The organism is Yoonia sp. KMU-150 (assembly GCF_056858355.1).
Genome location: NZ_JBXEQF010000001.1, coordinates 618,136 through 634,702, shown reverse-complemented (window position 1 = coordinate 634,702; position 16,567 = coordinate 618,136). Strand labels below are relative to the sequence as shown.

Annotated in this window: 18 protein-coding genes; 12 read left to right on the top strand and 6 right to left on the bottom strand. The window is 62.9% G+C overall.

The window, feature by feature from the left end; genetic code table 11:
- Positions 1-215 precede the first annotated feature (215 nt).
- Together AC04PH_RS02820 and AC04PH_RS02815 are read left to right on the top strand one after the other, a co-directional pair.
- A complete protein-coding gene (locus AC04PH_RS02820; RefSeq protein ID WP_483064225.1) occupies positions 216-2,339 on the top strand; it encodes a transglycosylase domain-containing protein in 2,124 nt (707 codons plus the stop codon).
- A 157-nt stretch (positions 2,340-2,496) separates the two neighbouring features.
- A complete protein-coding gene (locus AC04PH_RS02815) occupies positions 2,497-3,453 on the top strand; it encodes a hypothetical protein (protein WP_483064224.1) in 957 nt (318 codons plus the stop codon).
- A gap of 193 nt (positions 3,454-3,646) precedes the next feature.
- Here the strand turns inward: AC04PH_RS02815 and AC04PH_RS02810 are convergent, their stop codons facing one another.
- Genes AC04PH_RS02810 through AC04PH_RS02800 form a run of 3 tightly spaced genes read right to left on the bottom strand, consistent with a single transcriptional unit; the run spans position 3,647 to position 5,327 of the window.
- Positions 3,647-4,003, bottom strand: a complete 357-nt coding sequence (locus tag AC04PH_RS02810) for a hypothetical protein (protein ID WP_483064223.1) — start codon at positions 4,001-4,003, stop codon at positions 3,647-3,649.
- Between the two features lie 3 nt (positions 4,004-4,006).
- Positions 4,007-4,591 (bottom strand): MlaC/ttg2D family ABC transporter substrate-binding protein, encoded by a 585-nt coding sequence (locus tag AC04PH_RS02805; RefSeq protein WP_483064222.1) that lies wholly within the window; start codon positions 4,589-4,591, stop codon positions 4,007-4,009.
- A 1-nt stretch (position 4,592) separates the two neighbouring features.
- Complete coding sequence (locus AC04PH_RS02800; RefSeq protein ID WP_483064221.1) at positions 4,593-5,327, bottom strand: MlaA family lipoprotein; 735 nt, start codon at positions 5,325-5,327, stop codon at positions 4,593-4,595.
- A 175-nt stretch (positions 5,328-5,502) separates the two neighbouring features.
- Here AC04PH_RS02800 and AC04PH_RS02795 point away from each other — a divergent pair, with 175 nt between their 5' ends.
- From AC04PH_RS02795 to AC04PH_RS02765, 7 genes are read left to right on the top strand one after another with little or no spacing between them, the layout of a single operon-like run.
- The gene (locus AC04PH_RS02795; RefSeq protein ID WP_483064220.1) at positions 5,503-7,242 is read left to right on the top strand and encodes a type I secretion system permease/ATPase; all 1,740 of its coding nucleotides are present in this window, start codon (positions 5,503-5,505) and stop codon (positions 7,240-7,242) included.
- Positions 7,239-8,546, top strand: a complete 1,308-nt coding sequence (locus AC04PH_RS02790; protein WP_483064219.1) for an HlyD family type I secretion periplasmic adaptor subunit — start codon at positions 7,239-7,241, stop codon at positions 8,544-8,546. Before AC04PH_RS02795 ends, AC04PH_RS02790 begins: the two co-directional genes overlap by 4 nt.
- A gap of 56 nt (positions 8,547-8,602) precedes the next feature.
- Positions 8,603-9,067, top strand: a complete 465-nt coding sequence (locus tag AC04PH_RS02785) for a RidA family protein (RefSeq protein WP_483064218.1) — start codon at positions 8,603-8,605, stop codon at positions 9,065-9,067.
- Positions 9,064-9,816 carry a glycerophosphodiester phosphodiesterase family protein gene (locus tag AC04PH_RS02780; protein ID WP_483064217.1) on the top strand — a complete coding sequence of 251 codons (753 nt, stop codon included), beginning with the start codon at positions 9,064-9,066 and terminating at the stop codon, positions 9,814-9,816. Before AC04PH_RS02785 ends, AC04PH_RS02780 begins: the two co-directional genes overlap by 4 nt.
- Positions 9,817-9,847: 31 nt before the next feature.
- A complete protein-coding gene (locus tag AC04PH_RS02775; RefSeq protein WP_483064216.1) occupies positions 9,848-11,029 on the top strand; it encodes a GNAT family N-acetyltransferase in 1,182 nt (393 codons plus the stop codon).
- Complete coding sequence (locus tag AC04PH_RS02770; RefSeq protein ID WP_483064215.1) at positions 11,026-11,325, top strand: 4a-hydroxytetrahydrobiopterin dehydratase; 300 nt, start codon at positions 11,026-11,028, stop codon at positions 11,323-11,325. The genes AC04PH_RS02775 and AC04PH_RS02770 overlap by 4 nt, the downstream gene beginning before the upstream one ends.
- A gap of 1 nt (position 11,326) precedes the next feature.
- Positions 11,327-12,193, top strand: a complete 867-nt coding sequence (locus tag AC04PH_RS02765) for a mechanosensitive ion channel family protein (RefSeq protein WP_483064214.1) — start codon at positions 11,327-11,329, stop codon at positions 12,191-12,193.
- A 64-nt stretch (positions 12,194-12,257) separates the two neighbouring features.
- On the opposite strand, the gene AC04PH_RS02760 is transcribed toward AC04PH_RS02765, so the two are convergent.
- Positions 12,258-12,746: a redoxin family protein gene (locus AC04PH_RS02760; protein ID WP_483064213.1), complete on the bottom strand. Its 489-nt coding sequence runs from the start codon at positions 12,744-12,746 to the stop codon at positions 12,258-12,260.
- A 90-nt stretch (positions 12,747-12,836) separates the two neighbouring features.
- On the opposite strand from AC04PH_RS02760, the gene AC04PH_RS02755 reads away from it, so the two are divergent.
- From AC04PH_RS02755 to AC04PH_RS02745, 3 genes are read left to right on the top strand one after another with little or no spacing between them, the layout of a single operon-like run.
- A complete protein-coding gene (locus AC04PH_RS02755; protein ID WP_483064212.1) occupies positions 12,837-14,051 on the top strand; it encodes an NAD(P)/FAD-dependent oxidoreductase in 1,215 nt (404 codons plus the stop codon).
- Positions 14,048-14,608 carry a 16S rRNA (guanine(966)-N(2))-methyltransferase RsmD gene (rsmD, locus tag AC04PH_RS02750; protein WP_483064211.1) on the top strand — a complete coding sequence of 187 codons (561 nt, stop codon included), beginning with the start codon at positions 14,048-14,050 and terminating at the stop codon, positions 14,606-14,608. The genes AC04PH_RS02755 and rsmD overlap by 4 nt, the downstream gene beginning before the upstream one ends.
- Positions 14,605-14,994 carry a hypothetical protein gene (locus AC04PH_RS02745; protein ID WP_483064210.1) on the top strand — a complete coding sequence of 130 codons (390 nt, stop codon included), beginning with the start codon at positions 14,605-14,607 and terminating at the stop codon, positions 14,992-14,994. The genes rsmD and AC04PH_RS02745 overlap by 4 nt, the downstream gene beginning before the upstream one ends.
- Here AC04PH_RS02745 and map read toward each other — a convergent pair.
- Both map and sfsA read right to left on the bottom strand, forming a co-directional pair.
- Positions 14,985-15,797, bottom strand: coding sequence for a type I methionyl aminopeptidase (map, locus tag AC04PH_RS02740; RefSeq protein ID WP_483064209.1), 813 nt, complete (start codon positions 15,795-15,797; stop codon positions 14,985-14,987). The two genes, AC04PH_RS02745 and map, sit on opposite strands and share 10 nt — an antisense overlap.
- 63 nt (positions 15,798-15,860) lie before the next feature.
- Positions 15,861-16,562 (bottom strand): DNA/RNA nuclease SfsA, encoded by a 702-nt coding sequence (sfsA, locus tag AC04PH_RS02735; RefSeq protein WP_483064208.1) that lies wholly within the window; start codon positions 16,560-16,562, stop codon positions 15,861-15,863.
- Positions 16,563-16,567: the final 5 nt, after the last annotated feature.

Here is a 16,567-nt window from a genome sequence, read left to right as displayed (position 1 = left end):
CGGTCAGGAGGACAAATGCTGCAGGTGCAAACAAGGGCGCGCCCTGAGAAGACTGACGTGACATCGGGAGATTTGCACAATATTTGCACAAATTGGCATGATTGCCTGAAAATTAGGCGATCACTTAAGAAAGGCGGGGCGCGGCTTGTGGGTCGTTATTTCCGGCAAGGGCCGATATGGTGCCGCAAAAGACAAACAAAGCAGTTGAGCGCAAGATGAGTGGAAACCGCAAATCGCGTGCCCCCCTGGTGGCAGAGCGACGCAACACATCCGGCAAGAAACCGGCAGCCAAACGCAAGCCCGCTACCCGCCGGCGCCCGGCAAAACGGCAACGGCGCGGTCCTATCGGCTGGTTGCTGGCGCTGATCGGGGGTGTTCTGCGGCTTATCTGGCGATTGGTCTGGCGGCTGACGCTCGTCACCGCGCTGATCGTCGGGATCGGCGTTTTCTACGTCGCCTCGCAACTGCCGCCGATGACGGAACTGGTGGACGGGCGGGCGCGCGGGTCGGTCACGCTGACAGACCGGTCTGGTGAAATCTTTGCGTGGCGCGGCGACCAGTTCGGCGGGATGATCACCACCGACAGCGTCAGCCCGCATATGGTGAACGCGGTCGTCGCCTCCGAAGACAAGCGGTTCTACCGGCATTTCGGTATTTCGCCGCGCGGTATCGCGTCGGCGATCCGTATCAACCTGCGCGCCGGGCGCGGGCCGCTGTCCGGTAACGGCGGCTCCACGATCACGCAGCAGGTCGCGAAACTCCTGTGCCTCGGCGTGGAGTTCGACCCGACAGCGTGGGAGTCGGAAGCGGCCTATGAGGCGGACTGCCGCCGCACGACGCTGTGGCGCAAGGCCAAGGAAGCGGTGTTCGCGATGGCGCTGGAGACGGCCTATACCAAGGATGAGATCCTCACGATCTATCTGAACCGGGCCTATCTGGGGGCCGGTTCGCGCGGGTTCGAGGCGGCGGCACAACGGTATTTCGGGAAATCTGCCGAAGAGGTGCGCCCGGCGGAGGCCGCGATGCTGTCCAGCCTGTTGCCCGCCCCGTCGTCACGCGCCCCGACCCGCGATCTGGCCCGCGCGCAGCAACGTGCGAATGTGGTGATCGGGCTGATGGAGGTTCAGGGGCTGCTGTCTGCCTCCGCCGCGGCAGAGGCGCGCGCCAACCCCGCCACCCTGTCGCCCAACGCGCGGCAGGAGGCCGGTGGCTATTTCGCGGATTGGGTGATGGCATCGGGGCCTGAATTCTTTACCCGCGACACCACCGAGGACGTGATGATCCGCACCACGCTGGATCCCGCCATGCAGGCCGCCGCCGAGGAGGCGCTGGCATGGGTGTTCGAAAACAAGGTCCGCGCGGGATCGGAGGCCGAGGCCGCGATCGTCGTGATGTCCGCCGATGGCGCGGTGCGCGCCATGGTCGGCGGGCGCGATCCGTCGGTCGTGGGCGCGTTCAACCGCGCAACGATGGCGGTGCGGCAGACCGGATCGGCGTTCAAGCCCTTCGTGTTCGCCGCGGCGCTGGAACTGGATTTCTCGCCGCTGGATACGGTGGTGGATCAGGAAACCTGCTGGAACACGCCCGGGTCGGGGCAATGGTGTCCGCAGAACTATGACCGCACCTACAAGGGGCAAATGACGCTGACGCAGGCATTGGCTGAGAGCCGGAACATCCCCGCCGTGCTGTTGTCGGAGGATGTGGGCCGCGAGGTGGTGCGCACGGTGGCGACGGGTTTCGGCATCGAGAGCGATCTGGCAGCGGGGCCGGCGCTGGCGCTCGGTGTGTCGGAAAGCACGCTGCTGGAGATGACCGGGGCTTATGCGGGCATCCTGAACGGCGGATCGTCGGTGACGCCCTACGGGCTGGTGGAACTGCGCCTGCAGGGCGACAGCGAACCGCTGATGACACAGGGCGGCGGCATCGGCGAACGGGTGATCCGCGAATTCGCCGCACGCGAACTGACCTATATGATGACGCAGGTGGTCGAGGGCGGTACCGGCACGCGCGCCCGGATCGACGGCTGGCAGATCGCGGGCAAGACCGGCACCACGCAGGCCGCGCGCGATGCCTGGTTCATCGGGTTCACCGGCGATTACGTGACAGGTGTGTGGATGGGGTATGACGACAACAGCCCGCTGTCGGACGTGACGGGCGGCGGCCTGCCCGCCGACATCTGGCGCGAGACGATGGTCCGCATCCTCGCCGGTCGCGTCCCGACACCACTGCCGCTGCAGGTGCCGCAGGGCGGCGGGCAGCCAATCGACGGACCGACGAACCTCGACGCCCCGAATCAGGAGATTATCAATGTGCTTGAGGGGATATTGAGTGGGCAGTGAGGGGGCCGTGGAAGGGTGGTGTGCGGACAATGCCGTCAGCTCCAAAAGGTCCGCGTTGGAGCTTCGCTCATGGACAAGCGTACTTGGAGGTGACAGCGTCACCGTAGGCTGAAAAAAAGAGATTGATTAAATGGGTTGGCGAGGAACAATGCGTTCCATGGCTGCCATTGCGCGGCAAATGGAACGGGAAGCGGAAAAGAAGCGCAAACAGGAATACAAGGAGGCCGTTGCGGCAGACGCAGCGCAGGACGTTGGTGACTGGAAAAACTACATCGCAGAGCTTGTAAGCATTCATACACGTCTGACTGAGCCGATGGATTGGCAAAGCATTCTCACAAAGCCTGAGCCGCCCAAACCAGTCAGGTCATCCGCCAACGAACGAAAGGCTCGAGAAGCGCTTGAGCGCTTTCGCCCCAGACTTCGCGACAAGGTGCTGGGAAGGACTGCGAAGCGTAAGTCAGAATTGGAACACAAACTCTCCGTTGCGCCTGATCTGGACGACAAGAAGCTCGAAGGGGAACAGCACCGATACGAAAAAGCGCTTGTGGAATGGAAAGAGGATCGGGCGCTGGCGGAACGTCTTGCCGCTGGCGAAGTTGCCGCCATCCGAGAGGTGATCGAAGAAATGCAACCGCTGGTCGAGGAAGACAAGATAGGTTCGGCAATCAACTTCGAGATTGCAGACAACTACCTACATGCCAAGCCAATGGTCCACGGCGACGAGATTGTTCCCGATTTCCGGCGCAAGCAACTCGCCTCGGGCAAACTCTCACAAACCAAAATGCCAAAAGGCGAGTTCAATGAACTGTATCAGGACTACGTGGCAAGCGTTGCGCTCAAGGTCGCAGGCGACCTGTTCCACGTCCTTCCACTCGATGAGGTCTACGTGACCTGCGAAGCCGAGATGCTCAACACCGCGACCGGCCACCTAGAGCCGGCCCCAATACTATCGGTTCAGTTCGTCAGGCCGACCATGGACAAACTTAACCTCGCCAGCGTCGATCCTTCAGATAGTATGGCGAATTTCAATCATCGCATGTCGTGGAGCAAAACTAAGGGCTTCCAAGTAGTTGAACCTCTTGGGGCGGATAGGGTTTCAGCAAGGCTCCCATAAGACCCTTTCTTACAACCACTACCTCAAGGCTCAACCAAAGCGATGAGTTTAGAGACAGTTGCCAAGAGAGCCGTCACTTGCTGCGGTCCAAAAAGCGGTGGGTATAGGCTCAAACCCGGCGTTCGCTGCCGACGCAAAAGGTTCTGTGGTCGATAATCAGTGCACCAACTCACTGCACGCGACGTTGAACCGCTCAGTTCTCGCCCTCTTCGCACCGGTCATAGGCAAACACATAGCCGTCCCACATCATGATGATCCCGTCGTCTTCGGCGGCGTTCATCAGCAGGGCGCGTTCGGTCCAGATCTGGTCCTCGCCGGAGCATTGCATGGTGTAAAGCGTCGCGTCCATATCCACGACGTTGACGGGGCGGGTCATGCGGCATTCGACCTCGACACCGTAGAAAATCCCGTCCTCGATCTTCAGCGATCCGCCGTCGGCCCCGACGAGGGCGCATTCGGCGTTGGCGTTCTGCTTGAACACGCCGTCATAGGGGGTCGCCATGGCGAGTGTCGGGACAAGGGCGAGCGTGGCGGCGATGGTGCGATACATATGTCAGCCTCCGAGTTGGGCGATCAGGGCATCGAGGTCGCGGCCCTGCCGGTCGAGCATCGCGCCGATCTCGGCCCGTTCGGTCAGCAGCATGTTCACGCCCTCGATGATGAAGTTGAAGAACTTGTGGCTGCCGGAGCGATCGGAGACGTGGAAGTCCATCCGCAACGGGGAGCGGCCCTGCAACAGCACGGTGGTTTCGACCTCGATCCAGCTTTTGACCGGCTCGGCCCCCTGCACGGTGATCTGCCCGCCGATGAATTCGCGGAAGCGGCGGCCGTATTTGGACGCGATGTAGTTGCGGAACACGGCTGTCCATGCCTGCAGCTGTGCGGCGGATGCGGTGCGCGCATCGGCACCCAGACAATAGCGGGCGATGGTGGGCACATCCGAATAGCGGTCGAAGATTATGGCGAAGTCGGCGATCATCGCCTCTTCGGACTTGCCGGAGGCGATGACGGCGTTCACCTCCTCCACTAGACTGGTGACGAGTTCTTGCGCGGTTTCGACGGAGAGTGCGCGCGCGGTCTGCGGAACCATGACGGCAGCGGCGGTAGCCAGACACATCTGGCGGCGGGTCAGGAACATCCTATTGGTCTCCAAACAGTTCATCATACGGATCCACCGCATCCACATCGTCGACACCAAGTTCGAATCGGCGGTTCTGCAGATAGATGAGCCGTGTTTGCGCATAACTGTCGGCGCTATCATATAACACGCTGTCGATGGCCCCGCTGTACTGGTCGCGTTTCAGCACCCGCGCGCCCAGACGGGCCACGATGCCATAGTCGACCTGTGCCGCCGCACCAAAGCGGTCGAGCGGGTCGATCAGGTTGTCCACGATCCGCCCGGCCACATCCCTTTCGGTCGATGGGCCCAGCACGGGCAATTCCAGATAGGCACCTTCCGACACGCCCCATGTGGCCAGCGTCTGCGCAAAATCGGTTTCGACCTCGGGCAGGCCGATCGCATCGGCGGGGTCGAACAGGCCCAGTACACCGACGGTGCTGTTCAGCACGAACCGGAATGCGTTGGTGCCGGCACTTGCGATGTCACCCTGCAAAAGACCGTTGAGCACCATGCCCGGACCGCCGGTATTGTCGGCGAAGTTGATCACCATGGCGCTGATGTCGGGATGCAGCAGCGGTGTCGTGTCGCTTGTGCCGTCGTCGTCATCTGCAAAAAGCGCGGCATCCAGCGCCTTGTTGAAGGCGTGCGCCTGCCGGTTTGCCTGCTCGTAAGGGTCGTTGACCACCGCGCCGTCGGGCGCCACGGCGCAGCCCAAAAGCCCCAGCATGCTGAACAGGATTGCAATTCGAGCCATGGGCAATACGGTCTCAACTCAACTTATTCATATGACGATGACATATGGTGTCAGATGTGACACCTGCCATAGAAATGCTGCAAGGCACAGTTATCCTGTAACCAATCGCCGCCTTTTCGACTATTTTGTCGGATTAGAACAGGCGGGCACCAAAAGCAAAGGCGGAATTACGCGCATGGCTGACGAATTCGAGGAAAAAGGCAGAGCAGAACTGCGGGCCGCACGGCGCGAGAGCCGCGGACTTTACTGGATGGTCGCGATTTTCAGCTTCTTCGTGAACATGCTGATGCTGACCGGTCCGCTCTACATGCTCAACGTTTATGACCGGGTGCTGGGGTCGCGCAGCCTTGAAACGTTGATCGCACTGTCGGTGCTGGTGGCGTTTCTCTACGGCATGATGGGTATTCTCGATTTCGTGCGCGGGCGGGTCATGGGCCGCGTCGGCGCGCGGTTCCAGGCGGCCATGGACCGCCGTGTGTTCGCCGCCGCGCTGAAGGCCACGACGATGAACCGGGCCGTCAAGGAAGCGGCGACCGGACTGCGCGATCTGGAGTCGATCCAGCGGCTGATCACCTCGCCCGCGTTGATGGCGCTGTTCGACCTGCCGTGGACACCGCTGTTCTTTCTCGGCATCTTTATCTTCCACCCCTATATGGGCCTGCTGGGTCTGGTCGGCGGGGTGATCCTGATCACCATCGCGATTTTCAACCAGCTTGCGACCCGCAAGCCGCTGCAGACGGCCAATGCCGCGACCTTCCAATCAGAGGCGCTGGGCGCGCAGATCAGATCGGAATCCGAGATGGTCCATTCGCTCGGCATGCGGGATGCCGCGTTTGGCCGTTGGCAGATCGCCCGGGCGGAATCGCTCGATGCGACGATCGGTGCCGCTGACAGCGCGGGCACGTTCAACGCGATGACCAAATCGTTCCGGCTGTTCCTGCAGTCGGCGATGCTCGGCCTGGGTGCCTATCTGGTGCTGCAGGGCGAACTGACACCGGGCGCGATGATCGCGGGCTCGATCTTGCTGGGTCGTGCGCTTGCGCCATTGGAGATGATCGTTGGCCAGTGGGCTGTCTTTCAACGCGGTCGCGAGGGGTGGCGCAACGTGGCCGTGCTGCTGGGCAACGTACCGCCAGACGATCCACGCACCAACCTGCCGGCACCGTCCGCACGGCTTGTCGCGGATCAGGTGACGGTGGTGCCGCCGGGCGAACAGGTGGCGGCGCTGCGCATGATCTCTTTCGCGGTGGGGCCGGGTCAGGCGGTCGGTGTGATCGGCACGTCGGGCGCCGGTAAATCCACGCTGGCGCGGGCGCTGACCGGCGTGTGGCGTCCGGCGGGCGGGAAAATCCGGCTGGATGGTGCTGCGCTGGATCAATACGACCCGGACGTGCTGGGGCAATATGTCGGATATCTGCCGCAGCGGGTGTCCCTGTTCGACGGCACGATCAAGGAAAACATCGCGCGGATGTCGATGCAGCCCGACGATAGCGCCGTCGTCGCCGCCGCCAAGAAGGCGGATGCGCATGAGATGATCCTGAAACTACCCGACGGATACGACACCCGGGTGTCGGCCAACGGCGGACGGTTGTCAGGCGGGCAGATTCAGCGGATCGGGTTGGCACGGGCGCTTTACGGCGATCCGGTGGTGCTGGTGCTGGACGAACCGAATTCGAATCTCGACAACGATGGTTCGCTCGCGTTGAATAACGCGATCCGGGGGGCCAAGGCCGAGGGGCGCTGTGTGTTCATCATGGCGCACCGGCCTGCGGCCATTCAGGAGTGCGATCTGTTGCTGGTGATCGAGAACGGCACCCGCCGTGCCTTTGGCAAAAAGGACGAGGTGCTGCGCGAAATGGTGCAGAATGCGGATCAGATCAAACAGGGCGCCGGTGCCGGCGGGGGTGTGTCATGAGCAATGCGGAACACAAGAAACGCTGGTCGACGACCAAGCCGATGGTGATTGGCCTGCTGGCCCTGCTGGTGCTGGTCGGTGGCTTTGGCACCTGGTCGGTCATGGCGCAAATCAACGGTGCCGTCATCGCATCCGGCCAGATCGAGGTCGACCGTAACCGGCAGGTGATCCAGCACCCCGACGGCGGCGTCGTGAAGGCGATCATCGCAGACGAGGGTGAGTTCGTCGAGGAAGGTGCGCTGCTGATTCAGCTGGACCCGGATGTGCTGCAGTCCGAACTGTCCATCGTCGAGGGGCAGCTGTTCGAAATCCAGGCCCGGCGCGGTCGGCTGGAGGCAGAGCGCGACGGCACCGACGAGATCACCTTTGCGGAAACCCTGCTGGACCCTGAAAACGAAGGGGCCGCCGAGCTGATCGCCGGGCAAACCCGGTTGTTCGACGCCCGGCGCGAATCCATCGCCCGCGCGCAGGAACAGCTGAGCCAGCGCCGCGCACAGATCGTGAGCCAGATCGGCGGGATCGGGGCGCAGCAGGCCGCACTCGAAACCCAGCGGGAGTTGATCACGCGTGAACTGGCAGACCAGCAATCGCTGCTGGATCGCGGTCTGGCGCAGGCCAGCCGGGTGCTGGCGCTGCAACGCGAGGATGCCAACCTGCTGGGTCGTGTCGGGGAGTTGACCGCCGCCGCCGCGCAGGCCGCCGAGCAGATCACCGAGATCGAGATCGAGATGCTGGGGCTGGAAACCAGCCGCCGCGAAGAGGCGATCACCCGTCTGCGCGACATCCAGTATAACGAGCTGGAGCTGTCGGAACGGCGGCGTACGCTCAAGACTCAACTGGACCGGCTGGACATCCGTGCACCGGTGTCGGGGATCGTTTACGGGCTGACGGTCTTTGCGCCGCGATCCGTCATCCGGCCCGCCGACCCGGTGATGTTCCTGATCCCGCAGGATCGGCCGCTTGTCATCGCGGCACAGGTGCAGTTGACCGACGTCGACCAGATTCATCTGGGGCAGGAAGCGACGCTGCGGTTTTCCGCGTTCGACCAGCGGCGCACGCCGGAGCTGATGGGCACGGTCACGCTTGTTTCGGCTGATGCGTTTCAGGACGAGGCATCGCTGCAGTCGTTCTATCGGGTGGAGTTGCGTCTGGACGAAGGCGAGCTTGAAAAGCTGCCGGTGGACATGACGCTTATTCCCGGGATGCCGGTGGAGGCCTTCGTGCGCACCGCAGACCGCAGCCCGATGGATTACCTGATCAAACCGCTGGCCGACTATTTCGCCAAGGCATTCCGAGAGACGTGATTGCAGAGCCGCGCCCGCGCGGGTAGCGTTCCGGCCAACACATACCGGAGGGCGCGATGACATCTGCGATCGAGACCAGACTGAACGAACAGGGCGTCAAGCTGCCCGAGGCCGCCGCGGCGGCGGGCAACTATGTGCCCTATGTGGTCGTGGGCGACATGGTCACGATTTCGGGTCAGTTGCCCACCGGGCCGGATGGCTTGATCAAGGGCAAGCTGGGCACCGATATGGACGTGGAGGCCGGGGCGAAGGCGGCGGAATATTGTGCCGTCGCCCTGCTATCGCAACTGAAAGCGGCCTGCGACGGCGATCTGGACCGAGTGGTCCGCGTCGTGCGGCTGGGCGGATTCGTGAATTCGTCCGCCGACTTCGGCGACCAGCCCAAGGTCATCAACGGCGCGTCCGATCTGATGGTCGCTGCTTTCGGAGATGCAGGGCGTCATGCGCGGGCGGCGGTGAGTGCCGCGAGCCTGCCCTTCGGTGTCGCGGTCGAGATCGAAGGCACGTTTCAGATCAAATGACACTGGACCCTGTATTTCTTGACCGCCCTATTGCGCATCGCGGCCTGCATGACATCGCGGACGGACGCCCCGAAAACAGTGTCGAGGCGATCCGCGCTGCCATGGCGCATGGCTACGGAGTCGAGATCGACCTGCAACTATCGCACGACGGCGTGGCGATGGTTTTCCATGATTACGATCTTGGCCGCCTGACCGGGCAGGCAGGTGCGGTGGCGCAGCGCGATGCGACGGAGCTGTCGCAGATCACCTTGACCGGCGGGGTGGCGGGCATCCCCACATTTGCCGAGGTGCTGAGGCTGGTCGATGGTCAGGTGCCGCTGCTGGTGGAAATCAAGGATCAGGATGGCGCGATGGGGCCGAACGTAGGCGCGCTGGAACAGGCCACGGCGCGCGATCTTGAAGGCTACACCGGGCCGGTTGCGGTGATGTCGTTCAACCCGCATGCGGTGCGCGCCTTCGGTGCCGCGGCACCGGGTATCGCGCGCGGTCTGGTGACCTCTGCCTATGACCCGGCGAACTGGGCACCCCTGCCCGTTTCTGTCTGCGAGCGGATGCGCGACATCCCCGACTATGATGCGACGGGTGCCTGTTTCATCAGCCATGAGGCCGCCGATCTGGGGCGCGACCGGGTGGCGGAACTGAAAGCGGGTGGTGCGCATGTGCTGTGCTGGACGATCAGATCGGCAGAGCAGGAGCAAGCCGCCCGGCAGGTCGCCAACAACGTCACCTTCGAAGGCTACATGGCTTGAACTTGCACGCATCGCGGCCAGTTAACACTGCATGACGGATACCATCGAGATTACGGCGCACCCTGACCTGTCTGGGATCGCACAGGAAGACTGGGATGCCTGCGCATGCCCCGAGGCGGCGGAGGGTCGTCCGGTCGATCCGTTCACGACCTACAGGTTTCTGCGCGCACTGGAGGTGTCGGGGTCCGTCGGGCCGGGGACAGGGTGGCAGCCGCGCTACCTGACCGCCGAACAGGACGGGCAGATCATCGCGGTGGCCCCGCTTTACGCCAAGGGACACAGCCAAGGCGAATACATCTTCGATCACAACTGGGCTCACGCCTATGAGGGTGCGGGCGGGCGGTATTATCCGAAGCTGCAGATGGCGGTGCCGTTCACGCCGGCGACAGGGCGGCGGTTCCTGACGCGGCCGGGGCACGAGGTGTCGGGCATGTCGGCGATTCTGCAGGGGGCGACGCAAATCGCCGCCGACAACGACCTGTCGTCGATGCACGTCACTTTCTGCACCGAAGGCGAGGCGCTGGCGGGCGAGCAGATGGGCCTGCTGCCCCGGATCGGGCAGCAGTTTCACTGGGAAAATGACGGATATGCCGATTTCGCCGGTTTCCTCGCCAGCCTGTCCAGCCGCAAGCGCAAGAACATCCGCCGCGAGCGCGCACAGGCGCAGGATTTCGGTGGCGAGATTGTGCAGCTGACCGGCGACGCGATCCAGCCGCATCACTGGGATGCCTTCTGGCGGTTTTACCAGGACACAGGCAGCCGCAAGTGGGGCACGCCCTATCTGACACGCGCGTTCTTTGACGCAGCACAGGAAACCCTGCGCGACGATCTGCTGCTGGTGCTGGCACAGCGCGACGGCGTGCCTGTGGCGGGTGCGCTGAACGTGATCGGGCGCAATACGCTTTACGGGCGTTACTGGGGCTGCACCGAGCATCACCCCTGCCTGCATTTCGAACTGTGCTACTATCAGGCCATCGACTTTGCCATCGCGCAGGGCATGAAACGGGTCGAAGCGGGCGCGCAGGGTGAACACAAGCTGGCGCGCGGGTATCTGCCGGTGGCCACGCATTCGCTGCACTGGTTTCGGGACGCGGGCTTTCGCGATGCCGTGGCGCGCTACCTAGAGGCGGAACGCGCAGCGGTGGACGAGGAGATCGAAATTCTCACCAGCTATGGCCCGTTTCGCAAGACACATCAGGAGGAACAGGAATGACCGACAAACTGACCGAAGGCGAACGCAAGGACGATCTGCAACCGCTGCTGGACAACGGTTGGGCCATGAGCGACGGGCGCGATGCGATCCACAAGACCTATCAGTTCCGCAACTTCGTGGATGCCTTCGGCTTCATGACCCGCGCTGCCATCTGGGCGGAAAAGTGGAACCACCATCCCGAATGGTCCAATGTCTACAAAACTGTCGAGGTGACCTTGACGACGCATGACGCAGATGGATTAAGCGCGCTCGACGTGAAACTGGCCAAAAAGCTGGATCAACTGAGCGAAGGATAACATGGAAGAGTTGCTGAATACCGAAATCGTCAACGGCAAGACGCTTGCCGACGTGCTGACACTCGAATTCCTGCTGTCCATCACCGGATCGGTGCTGGGCGCGATCCTGATCCTGTTCGTGGGCTTCATGATCGGCGGCTGGGTGCGCAACCGCATCACGTCTATCGGCGGGCGACACAAGCATCTGGACGAGACGCTGTTCAACTTTCTGGGCAATATCGCGCGCTACATCGTCGTCGGTTTTGCGTTTCTGTTCATCCTCAACACCTTCGGCGTCGAGACGACATCCTTCGTCGCCGTCATCGGTGCCGCAGGTCTGGCCATCGGTCTGGCGCTGCAGGGCACGTTGTCGAACGTGGCGGCAGGTGTGATGATCATCTTTTTCCGCCCGATCAAGCTGGGCGATTTTGTCGAGGTGAACGGTAAGATGGGCACGGTGAAGGATATCACGCTGAATTACACAGAGCTTGCATCGCTGTCGAACGTGCAGATCATCATCCCGAACTCCGAAGTCTGGGGCAACACGATCGAGAACTATTCGGTCTATACCACCCGCCGGGCGGAATGGACCTTCGGCGTGGGCTATGGCGCGAACCTGGCGGATGCGGAGCGGATCATCCGGGAGACGATCCTGTCGGACGAGCGGGCACACGAAACACCGACACCCTTCATTCAGGTCAACAACCTGAACGCCAGTTCGGTGGACTTTCTGGTGCGGGTCTGGTGCGACAGCGCGGTGTTCTTTCAGTTCCAGGCCGACATGAAACGGCAGGTGAAAGAGGCGCTGGACGCCGGTGGCGTGGATATTCCGTTCCCCACGCGCACCATCGTCCAGGCAAAGACGGACGAGACTGCGCAAGAGGCATAGAAAAAGGGCGGGGATCACCCCGCCCTTTCTGCCTTGGTAGAACCGCCGCGCAGGTGCGCTGCGACTACATCGCGTCCAGCAGTGTCTCGCCTGCGGAAATCTCGCATTCGCCGGGGCTGCCCTCTTCGTTGAGCACCTTGACGACGCCGTCCTCGACCAGCATCGCATAGCGTTTTGACCGTCCGATGAAGCCCGCGGGCGGGGCCGTGAAATCCATGCCGATGGCCTTTGTATAGCTGCCGTCGGCATCGCCCAGCATCGTGAGTCCCGCGTCGGTCGCCCCGGTGGATTCGCCCCAAGCCTTCATCACGAAGGGGTCGTTTACCGAGACGCAGATGATTTCATCGACGCCGTTCGCCTCGAACTGATCCTTGGTGCGGATAAAACTGGGCACATGGGCGGTTGAGCAAACGCCGGTATAGGCACCGGGCAGTCCGAAGATCACGACCTTGCGGCCCTTGAGCTTGTCGGAAAGCGAAACCGCCTCGGGTCCGCCCTCACCCATTTGCAGCAAAGATGCGTCGGGCAGTGTGTCGCCTGTCTTGATCGTCATATCCGGTATTCCCTTGTTGGATTGCGTCGGTCGTTAGGACGCATATAGGGTTTGCGCAACAATCAGGCCAGCGGGACAGGACATTTCATCATGCAGCACATCGTCGTCGTGGGGGCCGGGCAGGCCGGTGCATCGCTGGTGGCGAAACTGCGCAGCGAGGGGTTCGACGGGCGCATCACGCTGATCGGGGTTGAAAAGGTGCCGCCCTATCAGCGCCCGCCGCTGTCCAAGGCCTATCTGCTGGGCGAGATGGTAGAGGAGCGGCTGTATTTGCGGCCTGCCGGATTCTATGCCGACAACAACATCACCCTGCGCTTGGGTGTGCAGGTCGTGGCGGTCGATACCGTCACGCGCACGATCACCCTCGATACCAAGGAAGCGATCACCTATGACGCGCTGGCGCTGACCACCGGATCGCATCCCAACCGGCTGCCCGCCAAGATCGGCGGCGATCTGGGCCACGTGTTCACCGTGCGCGATCTGCAAGACGCCGATGCCATGGCCCCGCATTTCGCGGCTGGCAAGCGCGCGCTGATCGTCGGGGGCGGGTATATCGGGCTGGAGGCGGCAGCGGTCGCGGCAAAGCGCGGTGTCGACGTGACATTGGTGGAGATGGCGGACCGGATTTTACAACGGGTCGCGGCACCGCAGACGTCGGACTATTTTCGCGAACTGCACAAGTCGCATGGCGTCGATATCCGTGAGGGTGTTGGGTTGGAGCGGCTGACCGGCGAAGGCACCGTCACCGGCGCGCGGCTGACGGACGGGACGGAACTGCCGGTCGATTTCGTGATCGTCGGTGTGGGTATCCGGCCCGCCAGGGCGTTGGCGGAAAGCGCGGGGCTGACGCTCGACAACGGGATCGCCACGGACCGGCAAGGCCGCACGTCGGACCCGTATATCTGGGCTGCGGGTGATTGCGCTTCGTTCGATTTTCGGGGGCGGCGGATCCGACTGGAAAGCGTGGGCAACGCCATCGACCAGGCCGAGGTCGTGGCGCAGAACATTCTGGGCAAGGGTGTGGACTATACCGCCGCGCCTTGGTTCTGGTCGGACCAGTACGATTGCAAGCTGCAGATCGCGGGGCTGAATGTGGGCTATACGGATGTCTATGTGCGCAAGGGCGACTCGGATGGTGTGCAGTCGCACTGGTACTACGATGGCGACACGCTGCTCGCCGTCGATGCGATGAACGATCCGCGCAACTATATGATCGGCAAGCGATTGATCGAGGCGGGGCGCAGCCCCGACCATGCCGCGATCACCGACCCGGCGACGGATATGAAGGCGCTGTTGAAGGCGTGAGGATCATCGCAGGCACCCATCGCGGCACGGCACTGGCCGCTGTCGGCAAGGGCGATGCGGCGGCGCATCTGCGCCCGACGTCCGACCGGGTGCGCGAGAGCCTGTTCAACGTGCTGGGTGGCGGACGGTATGGCGATGCGGTGACCGGCGCGCGGGTGCTGGACCTGTTCGCGGGCACCGGCGCGCTGGGGCTGGAGGCGCTGTCACGCGGGGCGGCGCATGTCACGTTCGTGGACAATGGACGCGCCGCGCTTGATCTGATCCGCGCCAATATCGCGAAACTGCGCCGCGAGGAGGCGTGTCAGGCGATCAAAACCGATGCGACCCGCCTGCCCGAGGCCATGGCCCCGTGTGACTTGATCTTTCTCGACCCACCCTATGGAAAGGGATTTGGCACCCGCGCGCTGGCCGCGGCATCCGTCGCGGGCTGGATTGCGCCGGAGGCGCTGATCGTATGGGAGGAAAGTGCCGCGCAAATTGCACCGTCGGGTTTCCAGACCCTCGACCAGCGCCGCTATGGCGACACATGGATCACACTGATGAGGGCGCTCGCATGACCGAATGGCCAGACCACTTCTGCCCTGCCTGTGGCGCGCAGCGAAAGGCGTTCGCCCGCTATCCGTGGTATTTCTGCCGGGACTGCACCTTGGGGGCCGTCGCCTATGACGGGCGGCGTCTGGAATTTTTCAACACCCACCCCGGCGGCGGGTTCGGTTGGGCCTTCGCGGGCGAGGATGTGTATTACGATCAACACTACGGCGCGATGTGCCTGATCTCACACCGCCCGGTTCTGGTCGGCGAAGCGCGTTTCGGCGGGATCGTGGCCGAACCCCTGATGGATCGCCCGCTGGGGGATCGCTACGACAGATACGTGGACCTGCGGCGGGGGCTGAGATCGAAAGAGCCGCTGCGTCCGATCCCGCGCGTGCCTCGTCAAACCTGATAGGTCGGGTGAAACATACCGCCGGGGGACAGCGTGAAGATATCCGCGCCGTCCGCTGTGATGCCGATGGAATGTTCGAACTGCGCCGACAGCGACTTGTCGCGTGTCACCGCTGTCCAGTCGTCGGCCAGCACCTTGGTATCGGCACGGCCCAGGTTGATCATCGGCTCGATGGTGAAGAACATGCCTTCGTCGAGCCGTGCACCGGTGCCGGGGCGGCCATAGTGCAGCACATTGGGGGCGGCGTGAAAGACGCGCCCCAACCCGTGTCCGCAGAAATCGCGCACGACCGACATGCGCTGCGCCTCGGCATAGGTCTGGATCGCGTGGCCGATGTCGCCGAAGGTATTGCCGGGCTTCGCCGCCTCGATCCCCTTCATCAGCGCGTCATGCGTCACCTGCAGCAGGCGTTCCGCCTTGCGGTTGGGTTTGCCCGCGACATACATCCGGCTGGTGTCGCCGAACCAGCCATCGACAATGACCGTGACGTCGATGTTGAGAATATCGCCATCCTTGAGCACCTTGTCGCCGGGGATTCCGTGACACACCACGTGGTTCACCGAAATGCAGCTGGCGTGTTGATACCCCTTGTAACCGATCGTGGCAGAAGTCGCGCCCGCATCGTTCACCATGGCGGTGATCTTTTCGTCGATCTTGGCAGTGGTCTGGCCGGGAAAGACGTATTGCGCGATGTCATCGAGGATTTGCGCGGCCAGACGGCCCGCAGCGTGCATCCCCGCGAAATCGGAGGGATCGTAGATGCGGATGCCATCCTTGGTCAGGCGGGTCTGGTTCGTTTCCACGGGCGGTGTCCTCTTGCCTAGCTTGCCCGCCACATAGGCGATCTTACCGCGTAAAACCAGTGGTCAGGCCTCCGTGAATGGCAGCGCGCCCCGCAGGGTGATGCCTCCGGGGCTGATCGCGCAGTCGAAGGCCAGCACCTGAACGCCCGCCGCACGCGCCTGCGTGAAGGCCGCAGCATAGGCGGGGTCGAGATCGGCGGCGAGGGTGACGCGGCTGCAATCGGTGCGCTGCACGAGGTAGAACATGACGGCGCGGTGCCCTTCACCCACCATGCGCGCAAGGTCCGCCAGATGCTTTGCACCCCGTGCGGTCACGCTGTCGGGGAATTCGGCAAGGCCCGGCTGGCGGGACAGCGTGACGCTTTTCACCTCCACATAGGTATCCCGGCCCTGCCCCGTCAGCAGAAAGTCGATGCGGGAATTGTCGGCGTATTTCACCTCTGGCCAGACCAGATCGTAGGTCAGCCCCGGCACCTGATGCGCCAGCAAAGCGGCCTTCAGCGCGCGGTTGGGGACGGAGGTATCAACACCGGTGAAATGGCCGTTTTCGTGATCGACCAGCCGCCAGCCGAATTTCAGCTTCTTCTTCGGGTCGTCGTTGGGTTCCAGCCAGATTTTCGTGCCGGGTTCCGCCAGTCCCATCATCGAACCGGGATTGGCGCAATGGGCCGTGACCTCTGTACCGTCCGCCAGCGTCACATCTGCAAGAAACCGTTTGTAGCGCCGGATCAGGCGGGCGGGGACAAGGGGCGTGGCAAACTGCATGGGAC

What these genes read in the sequence shown, in the direction of transcription:
- AC04PH_RS02745 (WP_483064210.1), top strand. Translation starts at nt 14,605, where the DNA reads ATGACCGAATGGCCAGACCACTTCTGCCCTGCCTGTGGCGCGCAGCGA.
- sfsA (WP_483064208.1), bottom strand. Translation starts at nt 16,562, where the DNA reads ATGCAGTTTGCCACGCCCCTTGTCCCCGCCCGCCTGATCCGGCGCTAC.
- AC04PH_RS02760 (WP_483064213.1), bottom strand. Translation starts at nt 12,746, where the DNA reads ATGACGATCAAGACAGGCGACACACTGCCCGACGCATCTTTGCTGCAA.
- AC04PH_RS02765 (WP_483064214.1), top strand. Translation starts at nt 11,327, where the DNA reads ATGGAAGAGTTGCTGAATACCGAAATCGTCAACGGCAAGACGCTTGCC.
- AC04PH_RS02815 (WP_483064224.1), top strand. Translation starts at nt 2,497, where the DNA reads ATGGCTGCCATTGCGCGGCAAATGGAACGGGAAGCGGAAAAGAAGCGC.
- AC04PH_RS02800 (WP_483064221.1), bottom strand. Translation starts at nt 5,327, where the DNA reads ATGGCTCGAATTGCAATCCTGTTCAGCATGCTGGGGCTTTTGGGCTGC.
- AC04PH_RS02780 (WP_483064217.1), top strand. Translation starts at nt 9,064, where the DNA reads ATGACACTGGACCCTGTATTTCTTGACCGCCCTATTGCGCATCGCGGC.
- AC04PH_RS02820 (WP_483064225.1), top strand. Translation starts at nt 216, where the DNA reads ATGAGTGGAAACCGCAAATCGCGTGCCCCCCTGGTGGCAGAGCGACGC.
- AC04PH_RS02770 (WP_483064215.1), top strand. Translation starts at nt 11,026, where the DNA reads ATGACCGACAAACTGACCGAAGGCGAACGCAAGGACGATCTGCAACCG.
- AC04PH_RS02810 (WP_483064223.1), bottom strand. Translation starts at nt 4,003, where the DNA reads ATGTATCGCACCATCGCCGCCACGCTCGCCCTTGTCCCGACACTCGCC.
- AC04PH_RS02795 (WP_483064220.1), top strand. Translation starts at nt 5,503, where the DNA reads ATGGCTGACGAATTCGAGGAAAAAGGCAGAGCAGAACTGCGGGCCGCA.
- AC04PH_RS02775 (WP_483064216.1), top strand. Translation starts at nt 9,848, where the DNA reads ATGACGGATACCATCGAGATTACGGCGCACCCTGACCTGTCTGGGATC.
- AC04PH_RS02805 (WP_483064222.1), bottom strand. Translation starts at nt 4,591, where the DNA reads ATGTTCCTGACCCGCCGCCAGATGTGTCTGGCTACCGCCGCTGCCGTC.
- AC04PH_RS02785 (WP_483064218.1), top strand. Translation starts at nt 8,603, where the DNA reads ATGACATCTGCGATCGAGACCAGACTGAACGAACAGGGCGTCAAGCTG.
- AC04PH_RS02790 (WP_483064219.1), top strand. Translation starts at nt 7,239, where the DNA reads ATGAGCAATGCGGAACACAAGAAACGCTGGTCGACGACCAAGCCGATG.
- AC04PH_RS02755 (WP_483064212.1), top strand. Translation starts at nt 12,837, where the DNA reads ATGCAGCACATCGTCGTCGTGGGGGCCGGGCAGGCCGGTGCATCGCTG.